Origin of the sequence: Dyella sp. RRB7 (assembly GCF_022761115.1) — a bacterium.
In the GTDB taxonomy this organism is placed as follows: domain Bacteria; phylum Pseudomonadota; class Gammaproteobacteria; order Xanthomonadales; family Rhodanobacteraceae; genus Dyella.
In genome coordinates, this window is record NZ_JAKWJS010000001.1 from 104,846 (window position 1) to 117,652 (window position 12,807).

The 12,807-nt window shown below is 65.8% G+C and carries 13 protein-coding genes and 1 riboswitch; of the genes, 10 read left to right on the plus strand and 3 right to left on the minus strand.

From position 1 onward, the window contains the following. Nucleotides 1-62: 62 nt before the first annotated feature. A complete protein-coding gene (locus MJ606_RS00470; RefSeq protein WP_026635939.1) occupies nt 63-704 on the minus strand; it encodes a response regulator transcription factor in 642 nt (213 codons plus the stop codon). 115 nt (nt 705-819) lie between these two features. Then, nucleotides 820-2,073, minus strand: a complete 1,254-nt coding sequence (locus MJ606_RS00475; protein ID WP_243047398.1) for a sensor histidine kinase — start codon at nt 2,071-2,073, stop codon at nt 820-822. Between the two features lie 209 nt (nt 2,074-2,282). Here MJ606_RS00475 and MJ606_RS00480 point away from each other — a divergent pair, with 209 nt between their 5' ends. The 5 genes from MJ606_RS00480 to MJ606_RS00500 all read left to right on the plus strand — a co-directional run bounded on the left by MJ606_RS00480 (nt 2,283) and on the right by MJ606_RS00500 (nt 5,401). Next, entirely contained in the window at nt 2,283-2,903 is a 621-nt protein-coding gene (locus MJ606_RS00480) for a GNAT family N-acetyltransferase (RefSeq protein ID WP_243047399.1), read from the plus strand. Next, nucleotides 2,900-3,676, plus strand: a complete 777-nt coding sequence (gene minC / locus MJ606_RS00485) for a septum site-determining protein MinC (protein WP_243047401.1) — start codon at nt 2,900-2,902, stop codon at nt 3,674-3,676. The genes MJ606_RS00480 and minC overlap by 4 nt, the downstream gene beginning before the upstream one ends. 45 nt (nt 3,677-3,721) lie before the next feature. Continuing rightward, nucleotides 3,722-4,537 (plus strand): septum site-determining protein MinD, encoded by an 816-nt coding sequence (gene minD / locus MJ606_RS00490; protein WP_243047402.1) that lies wholly within the window; start codon nt 3,722-3,724, stop codon nt 4,535-4,537. Between the two features lie 5 nt (nt 4,538-4,542). Then, nucleotides 4,543-4,812 carry a cell division topological specificity factor MinE gene (minE, locus tag MJ606_RS00495; RefSeq protein WP_243047403.1) on the plus strand — a complete coding sequence of 90 codons (270 nt, stop codon included), beginning with the start codon at nt 4,543-4,545 and terminating at the stop codon, nt 4,810-4,812. 118 nt (nt 4,813-4,930) lie between these two features. Further along, nucleotides 4,931-5,401 (plus strand): hypothetical protein, encoded by a 471-nt coding sequence (locus tag MJ606_RS00500; RefSeq protein WP_243047404.1) that lies wholly within the window; start codon nt 4,931-4,933, stop codon nt 5,399-5,401. Between the two features lie 628 nt (nt 5,402-6,029). Here MJ606_RS00500 and MJ606_RS00505 read toward each other — a convergent pair. Further along, the gene (locus MJ606_RS00505; protein WP_243047405.1) at nt 6,030-7,298 is read right to left on the minus strand and encodes a multidrug effflux MFS transporter; all 1,269 of its coding nucleotides are present in this window, start codon (nt 7,296-7,298) and stop codon (nt 6,030-6,032) included. A gap of 89 nt (nt 7,299-7,387) precedes the next feature. Further along, a riboswitch (Fluoride riboswitch) is annotated at nt 7,388-7,489 on the plus strand. Between the two features lie 66 nt (nt 7,490-7,555). Between MJ606_RS00505 and crcB the strand changes: the two genes are divergently transcribed. The 5 genes from crcB (at nt 7,556) to parC (ending at nt 12,776) form a co-directional block, all read left to right on the plus strand. Next, nucleotides 7,556-7,942, plus strand: a complete 387-nt coding sequence (gene crcB / locus MJ606_RS00510; protein ID WP_243047406.1) for a fluoride efflux transporter CrcB — start codon at nt 7,556-7,558, stop codon at nt 7,940-7,942. 8 nt (nt 7,943-7,950) lie between these two features. Then, nucleotides 7,951-8,289 carry a DUF190 domain-containing protein gene (locus MJ606_RS00515; protein WP_243047407.1) on the plus strand — a complete coding sequence of 113 codons (339 nt, stop codon included), beginning with the start codon at nt 7,951-7,953 and terminating at the stop codon, nt 8,287-8,289. Nucleotides 8,290-8,331: 42 nt separating this feature from the next. After that, complete coding sequence (gene cfa / locus MJ606_RS00520) at nt 8,332-9,450, plus strand: cyclopropane fatty acyl phospholipid synthase (RefSeq protein ID WP_243047408.1); 1,119 nt, start codon at nt 8,332-8,334, stop codon at nt 9,448-9,450. 118 nt (nt 9,451-9,568) lie between these two features. Beyond that, entirely contained in the window at nt 9,569-10,444 is an 876-nt protein-coding gene (locus MJ606_RS00525; protein ID WP_243047410.1) for a TraB/GumN family protein, read from the plus strand. A 91-nt stretch (nt 10,445-10,535) separates the two neighbouring features. Next, on the plus strand, nt 10,536-12,776 hold the full coding sequence (gene parC, locus MJ606_RS00530) for a DNA topoisomerase IV subunit A (protein ID WP_243047411.1): 2,241 nt from the start codon (nt 10,536-10,538) through the stop codon (nt 12,774-12,776). Nucleotides 12,777-12,807 lie beyond the last annotated feature (31 nt).

A 12,807-nucleotide genomic window follows, 5' to 3' on the forward strand; every position in this document is an offset into this window, starting at 1 on the left:
GGCGGCCTGACGGGGGCCGACCAGACGCCCGCGAATGGCGTCCGGCCTGGCCCCGCGGGGGATCAGACGATGCCCAGCTCCAGCGCCTTGAGCACGGCCCGGGTGCGGTCGCGCACGCCCAGCTTGGAGAGGATGTTGGAGACGTGGTTCTTCACCGTCCCCTCCGCCACTTTCAGGGAGTTGGCGATCTCCTTGTTGCTGTAGCCACCCGATAGCAGGCGCAGGATCTCGGTCTCGCGCTCGGTCAGCGGATCGGGCTGTTCCAGGCTGGTGAACTGGTTCTGCATGCGGCCCACGCCGGCCAGCAGGCGCTGGGTGACCATCGGCGCCACCAGCGAGCCGCCGGCCGCCACGGTGCGCACGGCTTCCACCAATTGCTCCAGCGAGACATCCTTGAGCAGGTAGCCGCGTGCACCGGCCTTGAGGCCCTGCAATACCAGCTGGTCGTCATCGAAGGTGGTGAGGATGATGGTCGGCGGCAACTCGTTGCGCGCAGACAAGGCCTGCAGCACTTCCAGCCCGCTCATGTTGGGCATGCGCAGGTCCAGCAGCACCACGTCGGGCTTGATTCTCGGGATGTCCTGCACGGCCTGGGCGCCATCGGCGCATTCGGCCACCACGCGGATATCCTCCGCCAGATCCAGCAGTGAACGGACACCCTGGCGCACCAGGTTCTGGTCGTCGACGAGACAGACGGAAATCATCGCGGATCCTCGAAACGGTTGTGGCCCATGTGCGATGCCCATGGGCTACGGGGAAGAACGATGCGGCTATCCAAGCAACACATTTTGGCACGACCCATCGGTCAGACGTGAATTCTTACAGCTCACGGTCAAGCGGCTCCTTCAGCATGCCCAGCGCGGGCGGCTCGAACCGTGACGGCGTGTGCGCCAACTCGGGCACCTCCCCCAGCGGCAGGCGCACGGTAAGCGCAAACCCCTGGCCCTGCGCCTGGTCTACCGTAACACTGCCCTCGAACTCCGCCAGGCGCTCGCGCATGCCGGACAGGCCGTTGCCGGGCCGGAAATGCGAGGCGCCCCGGCCGTCGTCGCGGGCGAACAGTTCCAGCAGGTTCGCATTGACGTAGTCGAAGCGCAGCCACAGGTTGCGCGCGCCGGCATGGCGGGCCGTATTGGTGATGATCTCCTGCGCGCAGCGCAATAGCACCTGGGCGCGGCGCGGGTCTTCCACGCCGAAGCGCGGCGGCGTTTCCACATGCACGCGCAGGCCCGGCACGCCCTCGATCAGGCTGCGCAAGGCCTGGGTAAGCTCGATGGCGTCGTCCTGGCGCAACTCGCTGACCACCTCGCGCACATCCGAGAGCAGATGCTTGGCGGTCACCTGCGCCTTCTGCACGTGTGCCGCCGCCTGCGGGTTGACCAGATGGCTGGCCACCTCCAGGTTGAGGCTGAGCGCGGTGAGATGATGACCCACCAGGTCGTGCAGGTCGCGCGCAATGCGCATGCGCTCGGCGATGCGGGTCGATTCGGCAAGCAGCGCGCGGGTCGCCCGCAGCTCCGAATTGAGCCGGCGCTGGTTCTCGCGCTCCTCGGCCTGCAGGCTGGCGATCATCGAGGTGAAGAACACCAGCGCGGAAATGCCCAGGTACATGCATACCTGCAGGAACGCCGTCACGATGGTCCAGCCCATGTAGCTGGCGATGATCGGGATCAGCATCAGGTTCTGCAGCAGCATCCACATCAGCCCAGCCCCCACCGGCAACTGCCATGGCAACACCACGGCGATCACCAGCATCAGCATGGCCGACAGGCCGCTCTGGCTGAACCAGCCCATGGCCACGGCCGAACCGGTCAGCACCACCAGCCCCAGCAACTGGCCGATGGAGGGGTAGCCGGTCTGCCGCGTCATGCCCGAGCGCCGGGTCAGCAGCAGATAGGTCACGCCGAAGATCAGGTAGGAGAGTATCCAGCCCGAAATATTGGGATTGCTCCACCAGGCGTTGACCTGCGCCAGGCCGCCCGGGCCGGACAGCAGCGGCAGCGCGACGCACAGGTACGTGAACAGACCGGCATACCGCAGTAGCCGTATGTGATTGATGTTGGACCATGCCATGGGCTCATCATTCGCTACCTGCCCGCGTGGCGCAATGCGCGAGAAGTCACTGCCCCACCCCTGCCGGAAGCCATGCCTTCCACCGCTTTACAAAGGTTTTACATGGTGCGCCGTGATATGTGTGACCGGCGGTCACATGCCATAATGCCGGCTGTCACGCGGGGCCGATCGTCGGTCTTGTCATCGAACCACACACTGCGGAGCAACGAATGGCCCTTGCCATCCGCGACGTGCGAGAGCACGACCTGGATGCCGTGCTGGCGCTCAACAACGCCGCCGGCCGCACCATCCTCGCCCTCGATGCGGCACAGCTGCGCTACTTCTACGACCACGCGGACTACTTCCGGGTGGCCGAGATCGACGGCCACCTCGCCGGGTTCCTGATCGCGCTGCGCGAAGGCAGCAGCTACGACAGCCCCAACTACCACTGGTTTGGCGAGCACTACCCGCAGTTCGCCTATATCGACCGCATCGTCATTGCCAACGCCTACCGCCGCCACGGCCTGGGTCGCATCTTCTATTGCGACGTCACCAGTTACGCGGAAGTGCGCGTGCCGCTGCTGACCTGCGAAGTGTTCCTGGAACCCCGCGACGACGTGGTGGTGCTGTTCCACGGCACCTACGGCTTCCAGGAAGTAGGCCAGCAACGCATGGGCGCGGACGGCCCGCAGGTCAGCCTGCTGGCCAAGGACCTACCCAGCTACGCCTTCGTGCGCGAAACCTACCTGGACCACGACGGCCTGCCCGACGAGCCCTGGCTGGCCGAGCGCCAGCGCCCTTTCCACCCCGATACCCCTAAGCGCCGCCTCGCCGGAGAGCGGCGCCCATGAATGCACGAATGGATACTCAAGACGCTTGCGACCTGCGCTTCGGCCAGGTCGGCATTGCCAATGTGCGCGTACGCCGCGCCGACGCCGCCGCACTTTGCGACGAACTGGAACGCCGCGTGCGCTCCGCCCCCCAGCTGTTCTCCCGCGCCGCCGTGGTGCTGGACCTGAGCCATCTGCTCGACCTGCCCGATGACGGCACCGTCGATGCCCTGCTCGAAGCCGTGCGCAGCGCCGGCATGCTGCCGGTGGGCCTGGCCTACGGCACCAGCGAGGTGGAAGCGCTGGCCCAACGCATGGGCCTGCCGCTGATCGCCAAGTTCCGCGCCGCCTATGAGCCCGCCGATGGCGGCAGCATCGCGCCGCCGGCACCATCGGCTGCGCCGGCCGAGCCGGTGCGCCGCGCAGAACCGGTGCGCAGCGAACCGGCGCCACCCGCCGGACCCGTGCTCGGCGCCCAGCTTTACGACGGCACGGTACGCTCCGGCCAGCAGATCTATGCGCGCGACCGCGACCTGGTAGTCACCGGCGCCATCGCCAATGGCGCCGAAGTCATCGCCGACGGCAGCATCCACGTCTATGGCGGGCTGCGCGGCCGCGCGATGGCCGGCGCACAGGGCGATGAGAAAGCACGCATCTTCGTTTCCGATTTTCGTGCCGAACTGGTAGCCATCGCCGGCCATTACCGGGTATTTGAACAAATTCCCAAAGACCTCGAAGGCCAGTCTGTGCGATGCTGGCTCGAAGGTGAAAAACTGTTGATCGCCAAGCTTTGACGATCGCTCACACTACTATCAAAAAAATACATGCGGAGATGAGCCTTGACTGCTGAGATTATCGTTGTCACCTCAGGCAAGGGCGGCGTCGGCAAGACCACCACCAGTGCTTCGCTTGCCACCGGCCTTGCCATGGCCGGCAAGAAAGTCGCGGTGATCGATTTCGACGTCGGCCTGCGCAACCTCGACCTGATCATGGGCTGCGAGCGGCGCGTGGTGTACGACTTCGTCAACGTCGTGCACAACGAAGCCACGCTCAAGCAGGCCCTGATCAAGGACAAGCGCTACGAGAACCTCTACGTGCTGGCCGCCAGCCAGACGCGCGACAAGGACGCCCTCACCCAGGAAGGCGTGGAAAAGGTGCTCGAGGAGCTGGGCAAGGAAGGCTTCGACTACGTCGTCTGCGACTCGCCCGCCGGTATCGAGAAGGGCGCGCACCTGGCCATGTACTTCGCCGATCACGCCGTAGTGGTGGTCAACCCGGAAGTGTCCTCGGTGCGCGATTCGGATCGCATCCTCGGCCTGCTCGCCAGCAAGACCCGCCGCGCCGAGCGCGGTGACGGCGCGATCAAGCAGCACCTGCTGCTGACCCGCTACAACCCGGCCCGCGTGGCCGTGGGCGAGATGCTCAGCGTCAAGGACGTGGAGGAAATCCTCGGCATCAACGTGGTCGGCGTGATCCCCGAATCGGAGAACGTGCTGGCGGCGTCCAACGCGGGCGTGCCGGTGATCCTCGACGACAACTCGCTCGCCGGCCAGGCCTACGGCGACACCGTCGCCCGTATCCTCGGCGAGGAACGTGCCCTGCGCTTCCTCGAGGTGCCGAAGAAGGGCTTCTTCCAGCGCGTGTTCGGAGGTTGATCGCGATGGGTATTCTTGATTTCCTGAAGCGCAAGCCGGAACCCACCGCTGCGGTCGCCAAGGAGCGTCTTCGCATCATCGTGGCCCAGGAGCGTTCCACCCGCGGCGCTCCCGACTACCTGCCGTTGCTGCGCAACGAGCTGCTTGAAGTGATCAAGAAATACGTCCACGTCGACCTCGACGCCATCAACATCAACGTCGAGCGCGACAGCGGACACGAAATCCTTGAGCTTTCGGTAGCGCTGCCGGAAAACACGCCGGCCAAAACCGTCTGACCGCGCGGCGCGGGCATCCCACCCGCGCCGCCTTCCGCCGTTTCGCTGCAGCCAGCATGCAGCGGCCACCGACGCCATACACGTGGACGATCTCACTCCCCCTTCCGAAGCCGGCGTCATGCGCCTGGGCGAGCTCGGCTTCGCCGCGCCGGCAAAACTGCTGGCCCGCTATGGCCTGCAGCTGACGCGCGTCGCATCCGGCGAAGCCATTCCCGGCAGCTTCTGGGGTGACGAAGAGGCCGGCATCATCGGACACATGGTTTACGCGCGCGACGACACGCCCGTGCACTCGCTGCTGCATGAGGCTGGCCACCTGATCGTGCTGCCGGATGAGCGCCGCGCCTCCGTCCATACAGACGCCACGGATTCCATCGACGAGGAAGACGCCACCTGCTATCTGCAGATCGTGCTTGCCGATGAGTTGCCCGGGGTGGGTCGGCAACGCCTGATGACGGACATGGATGCCTGGGGGTATTCGTTCCGGCTGGGGTCGACACAGGCGTGGTTCGAGCAGGATGCGGGGAATGCGAGGCGGTGGTTGATCTCGCGGGGGCTGTTGGATGAGGGTGGGCGCGCGGTTTTTCGTTGATTATTCGTCCGCGCTTTTGTCTTTCTTCCTGGAGCGGATGGGGTCGCTTTTGATCGTCATCCCGGCGGAAGCAGGGACCTGGTGACTTTTGCTTTTTCTTTGGCGCTTCCGCCAGGGTGCCGCCTGCGCGGCGGGCGTTTCGATCGTCTGCCGACGCTCGAGTCACTTTTCTTTTGCTGGCCCAAAAGAAAAGTAACCCAAAGAAAATGGCCTGAAGGGCTGGCAGCATAACGTTGGGAAAAGCCCGAGCGCTTGAGGTACTTCGCTGCGGGACAACCTCCGCCGCTACACAGCGGCTAGGCCATAACGCTGCGCAACGATGCCCCAGAGACCGTTCCGGCTTGTATTCAACGCAATGCTACGAGCCTTGGCTTTGAAGGCCATTTCTCTGGGTTACTTCTCTTGACTCCGGGCATCCTGCCCTTCGCCCTTCGGGCCGACTTCGCCGTTCGCATGCGCTCCTGCGCATGCGTGGGCCAGCAAAGAGAAGTGACTCGGCCTCCGGCAGGAGGGCGAAGCGCCCGCTGCGTAAGCGGCAACCTCGCAGAAGCGCCCAAGGAAAAGCGAAAGTCCCAGCCCCCCGCTTTCGCAGGGATGACAGCAAAAGCACCGAAGCGAAAGCAAAAACCTACCTCGGCTCCGTGATCTCCGTCTGCAACTCCGTCTCCACCGTCGGCCCCAAATGCTGCGCCCCCAGCGGCCGCCGCGTCACATGGCGATACCAGCGCCACGAGAACCAGCCGATCAAGGTGAGCACACTCGCCCCCAACGCCAGATACAGCATGTGACCCGACAGCAGCGGCGAGATCACGCCCGCCACCACGGCACACAGCAACAAACTGGCGAAGGCCTGCACTGACGATGCTCCGCCGCGACGATGCGGGAAGCGATCGAGCAGCAACAGGGTCAAGGTGGGAAAGGCCAGCTGCACGCCGATGCCATGCAGCACCAGCGGCAGCATCGACCACGGCAACACCGGCGCGGGTGTGACCAGCGCGATCAGCACATGCAGCCCGCAGGCCAGCAACATGGAGGCATAGCCCAGGTTCACCGTGTAGGCCACGCTGCGCCGGCTGGCCAGACGACCCGATAGCCATGCACCGCCGACCAGTCCCGTCACCACCGGCAGGAACAGCCAGGGAAAGCCCTGCGCACTGAGGTGCAGCAGATCGCGGATGATGTGCGGTGCCGAGGAGATATACAGAAACAAGCCGGCGAAATTCACCGAGCAGGCGATCAGCAACGGCCAGAAATGCCGGTCCTGGCCAAAGCTCACATAGCTGTGCAGCAAGCTGTTGGGATGGAACGGCGTGCGGGCAGCGATGGGATGGCTCTCATCGAGGAACAGGATCAACGCCACCGCCAGCATCAGGGTGAAGCCCATCAACACCCAGAAGATGCCGTGCCAGCCGTTGAGGAACAACAGCTGCGCACCCACCATCGGCGCGATCACCGGCGCCACGCCGAAGATCATCATCACGCGGGACATCAGCTGCTGGGCCGCCGCGCCATCCAGGCTGTCGCGCACCACCGCCCGCCCCACCACCAGGCCCGCGCCGGCGCAGGTGCCCTGCAACGCGCGACAGGTCAGCAGCATGGCGTAGGAGGTCGACATGGCCGCCCCCGCCGAGGCTAGCGCATACACCAGCATGCCCGACACGATGACTGGCTTGCGCCCGATCGCATCGGAGATGGCGCCATGAAACAGGCTCATCGCCGCATAGGTGATCAGGTACACGCTGATCATCTGCTGCAGTCCGGCACTGTCCACGGCAAAGCGCGCACCGATCAGCGGAAACGCCGGGAACACGGCGTCGATCGAGAACGGTCCGATCATCGACAGACCCGCCAGCAGCCATGGCAGGCTGCGCCTTACGGGGCGCTGGATTGGGCTCATGACCTAGGGGAACGGCGGGAAAGGAGGCCGAGTATAGCGGCGGCCAAGCACGGCCCCGAGCCATGACGATCGGCCTTCCATCGGCTAGCATGAGCCAGGGAGATGGCATGCCTCCCGCCCCTGCGACGCCGCCTTCGTCGGGCCAAACGCACGGGGCAAACCACCTTCGGGTTGATGATGCCTGCACTGCCGGAGCTTCCGGGGGCGCAGGTGCGTGCCTGTTTCCGGGAAGTCCAGCTGACTTGAGGAGACGCGACGTGGGGCTTACCGGATTTGTAGCCGTGGGAATCGGAGGCGCGCTGGGCTGCTGGCTGCGCTGGACCCTTGGCGTGCTGTTCAACCCGATCTTCCCCACCCTGCCGATGGGTACGCTGGCGGCCAACCTGCTGGGCGGGCTGCTGATGGGCGTGGTGCTGGGCGTGTTCGACCACTTCCAGACCCTGCCGCCGGAACTGCGGCTATTCGCCGCCACCGGCTTCCTCGGCGGCCTCACCACTTTCTCGACGTTTTCCGCCGAGTCGACCACCCTGCTGCTGCGCCAGCAATACCTGTGGTTCGGCGGACACCTGCTCATGCACCTGGTGGGCTCGATCGCCATGACCATAGCCGGCATCGCGCTCACCCGCGCCGTGCTGCGCGGCTAGGAGACCTTATGGAACGGGAAACCCTGCATCAAGGCGTACAACTGTCCTTCTATTGCCACACGCGTGCGCGCCACGACGGCGTGCTGATGTACGAGTGGCTGCTCGAACGCGCCAAGAAAACCGGCATCGGCGGCGGCTCGGCGTTTCGCGCCATGTGCGGCTTCGGGCGGCATGGCGTGCTGCATGAGGAGCAATTCTTCGAGCTGGCGGACGACCTGGCGGTGAAGGTGGAGTTCCTGCTCACCGAAGCCCAGGCGCAAGTGCTGCTCGAAGCGGTGCGCGCCTGTGGTGTCGACGTTGTCTATGCAATCGCCCCTGCAAGCTTTGCGAAGCTGGGCAAGGCCTGAGCCGTTGTCCGGCAACGTCGTTGCCAACCAAGCGAGGAATGCATGAGCCAGGATTCCCTGAAGCAGCGCGCCACCCAGCTGCTCGAACACGCCGGCATCCATATCGACGGCCCTGCGCCGACCGACCTGCGCGTGCACGACGAACGCCTGTACGCACGCGTCTTCGCGCATGGATCGCTGGGGCTGGGCGAAAGCTACATGGACGGCTGGTGGGATGCCGACGACCTGCCGGGCATGTTCACCCGCATGCTGCGCGCGCAGCTGGACGATGAGCTGAAAACGCTCGATACGCTCATCGCCCACCTCAAGGCGCGCTTCATCAACCTGCAACGGGGCGATCACGCGTTCGAGATCGGCCGGGCCCATTACGACCTCGGCAACGACCTGTTCCAGGCCATGCTGGGCAAGCGGCTGGTGTATTCCTGCGGCTACTGGGCGCAGGCCAGCCAGCTCGACGAGGCGCAGGTGGCCAAGCTTGACCTGATCTGCCGCAAGCTGCGCCTGCAGCCCGGCCAGCGCGTGCTGGACATCGGCTGCGGCTGGGGCGAGGCGCTGAAATACGCCGCCGAGCACTATGGCGTCGAGGGCGTGGGCATCACCGTGTCGCAGGAGCAGGCCGAATTCGCGCGCGAGCTGTGCGCGGGGCTGCCCGTCGAGATACGCCTGCAGGACTATCGCGACCTCAACGAACCGTTCGATGCGATCTTCTCGGTCGGCATGTTCGAGCACGTGGGGCCGCTGAACTATCGCACCTATTTCGAGGTGGCGCGGCGCTGCCTGCGCGAGGAGGGCCTGTTCCTGCTGCATACCATCGGCACCAACAGTTCGCCGAGCCGGCCCGATCCGTGGATCGAGAAATACATCTTTCCCAACTCGGTCATTCCGGCCTCCAGCCAGGTAGCGGAGGCGTTGCAGGGCCTGTTCGTGGTGGAGGACTGGCACAACTTCGGTGCCGACTACGACCTCACCCTGACCGCCTGGCGCGCCAACTTCGATGCCGCCTGGCCGCAACTGGCGGTGGACTACGACGAACGTTTCCGCCGCATGTGGCACTTCTACCTGGCGGTATCGGCCGCGGTGTTTCGCAGCCGGCGCGATCAGCTCTGGCAGCTCACGCTGAGCCCCCGCGGCGTTCCCGGCGGTTATCGGGTGCCACGCTGAACACACCGCCACCTTCGACGTGCCCGCCGGTTTTCTGCATGATAGCGAGGCCGGGCGGCTCCACCGATGCGCATAGCGCCGTGGTGGACGCCGCCTTCTCCTTCGCCTGGAATGCCCTTTGAAGCTGCTCAAACACATCGGCGCCGCGCTCTGCCTGAGCCTGCTGCTCGTCACCACCGTCGCGGCGCAGCCCGGCCTGTGGGTGGCCAGGAACGACCACGCCACGATCTATCTGTTCGGTACCGTGCACCTGTTGCCATCCGATACCCACTGGCGCTCGCCCGCGCTGGACAAGGCCTTGGACGAAAGCCAGCGACTGAGCATCGAGATCGTCGATGACGACACCGCCTCGATGCAGGCCCTGGTGATGCAGCACGGTATCGATGTCGAGCACCCACTATCCAGCAAGCTCGACAGCGACGACCGGCAAGCCCTCGAACAGGCGGCGGAAACGGCCAAGCTCCCCGGCGGCGTCGCCACGCTGCAGCCCATGCAGCCCTGGCTGGCGGCGCTCACGCTCACCATGGCGCCCCTGGTGCAGGCCGGCATGGACCCGAACCTCGGCGTGGACAAGCTGCTCAAGGCACGCATGCTCGAAGCCGGCAAGCCGGTCGATGGGCTGGAGACGGCCGAGCAGCAGATCCGCATGCTGGCCGATCTGCCCGAATCGATGCAGCTGGCCTTCCTGCGCCAGTCCTTCAAGGAAGTGGCCGAGGGCCCATCCAAGCTGCGCGAGCTGATCGACGCCTGGCGCGACGGCGACACCGCCGCCATCGCGCGCATCGAGGACGAGGATGTGCGCAAGGAAAGCACCAGGCTCTACCAGAGCCTGATCGTCGATCGCAACCAGGCCTGGGCCAAGCTCATCGCCGAGCGCATGCAGCAGCCAGGGGTGAGCTTTATCGCGGTGGGTGCCGGCCACCTGGCCGGGCCGGACAGCGTGCAGGCGCAACTGCGCAAGCTGGGCGTGGAAACCACGCAAGTGAAGGACTGAGGCAGCGCCGGGCTCGCCCGCCACCCCTGCTTTCTGGCACCATCGCCCGGCTAAGCGCGCCGCCCCGCGCGCACCCCATCGACGTAACCGCATGAATCTGCAAGCCAATTTTGAACAGATCCCGCTCAAGGAATATGCCGAGCGGGCTTACCTCGATTATTCGATGTACGTGGTGCTGGACCGCGCCCTGCCCTTCGTGGGCGACGGGCTCAAGCCGGTGCAGCGGCGCATCATCTACGCCATGAGCGAGCTGGGCCTGGCCGCAAGCGCCAAGCCCAAGAAATCCGCGCGCACCATCGGCGACGTCATCGGCAAATTCCATCCGCACGGCGACACCTCGTGCTACGAGGCGATGGTGCTGATGGCGCAGCCGTTCTCGTACCGCTACCCGCTGGTCGACGGCCAGGGCAACTTCGGCTCGCCGGACGACCCCAAGAGCTTCGCGGCGATGCGCTACACCGAGTCCAAGCTCAGCCCGATCGCCGAAGCCCTGCTCGGCGAGCTGGGCCAGGGCACGGTGGACTGGGTGCCGAACTTCGACGGCACCATGGACGAGCCCAGCTGGCTGCCCGCCCGCGTGCCGCACGTGCTGCTCAACGGTTCCATGGGCATCGCCGTGGGCATGGCCACCGACATTCCGCCGCATAACCTGCGCGAGGTGGCCAGCGCCTGCATCCGCCTGCTGGACGATCCCGACGCCACCGTGGCGGACCTGTGCGAGCACATCCAGGGTCCGGACTACCCGACCGAGGCGGAGATCATCACCTCGCGCCAGGAACTGCTGGCGATGTACCAGGGCGGCACCGGCTCGCTGCGCGCGCGCGCCGTGTATCACATGGACGAGGGCAACATCGTCATCACCGCGCTGCCGCACCAGGTGAGCCCGTCCAAGATCCTCGAGCAGATCGCCGCGCAGATGCGCGCCAAGAAGCTGCCGATGATCGAGGACCTGCGCGACGAGTCCGATCACGAAAACCCGATCCGCCTGGTGGTGGTGCCGCGCTCCAACCGCGTCGATGCGGATGAAGTGATGCAGCACCTGTTCGCCACCACGGATCTGGAAAAGAGCTTCCGCATCAACCTCAACATGATCGGCCTGGACGGCCGGCCGCAGGTGAAGGACCTCAAGCGCATCCTCACCGAATGGTTGAGCTTCCGCACCACCACGGTCACCCGCCGCCTGGAGCATCGCCTGGCCAAGGTCGAGCGTCGCCTGCACCTGTTGGAAGGCCTGCGCATCGCCTACCTCAACCTGGACGAGGTGATCCGCATCGTCCGCACCGAGGACGAGCCCAAACCGGTGCTGATGGCACGCTTCAAGTTGAGCGAGGAGCAGACCGACTACATCCTCGAGACCAAGCTGCGCCAGCTGGCCCGCCTCGAGGAAATGAAGATCAACGCCGAGCGCGACCAGCTCGAGGAAGAACGCGCGCGCATCAACGTGCTGCTGAAGTCGCCGGCCAAGCTCAAGGGCCTGATCAAGGAAGAACTGCGCGCCGACGCCGCCAAGTTCGGCGACGACCGCCGTTCGCCGCTGGTGCAGCGCGGCGCGGCTCAGGCGCTGGACGAAAGCGCGCTGGTGGCCAGCGAGCCGGTGACCGTGGTGCTCAGCGCCAAGGGCTGGATCCGTGCCGCCAAGGGCCACGACGTCGACGCCGAAGGGCTGAACTACCGCGATGGCGACAGCCTGCTCGCCTCGGTGAAGGCACGCACCACGCAACAGGTGGCGATCATCGATTCCACCGGCCGCAGCTATTCCACGCCGGCGCATACACTGCCCTCGGCGCGCGGCAATGGCGAGCCGCTGACGGGCCGCTTCAGCCCGCCATCGGGCGCCAGCTTCGACGCGCTGGCCGCGGGCGACAACGACACGCGGCTGATCCTTGCCACCGACCACGGCTATGGCTTCGTCACCCGCTTCGAGGCGCTCACCGGGCGCAACAAGGCCGGCAAGCAGATCATCACGCTGGGCGACGGCGCCAAGGTGCTGGCGCCGCAGGTCAGCGCCGATCCGGCCCGCGACCGCATCGTGGTGGTCACCACCGAAGGCCATCTGCTGATGTTCTCGGTGGCTGAGCTGCCGGAGCTGGACAAGGGCAAGGGCAACAAGCTGATCGACGTGCCCAAGGCCAAGCTAACCTCCGGCGAGGAGCGCGTGGTCGGCGTGGCGGTGGTCGCCGAAGGCAAGGGCGAGGTGACGCTCTATGCCGGCCAGCGCAAGCTCACGCTCAAGTGGTCCGACCTGGTCGAGTACGGTGGCAACCGCGCCACTCGCGGCGGCGTGCTGCCGCGCGGCCTGCGCCGGGTGGAGCGCATCGAGACCACCGGCTGAACGAAGAAAGCTGCAGGCGCGTATCCTTGGG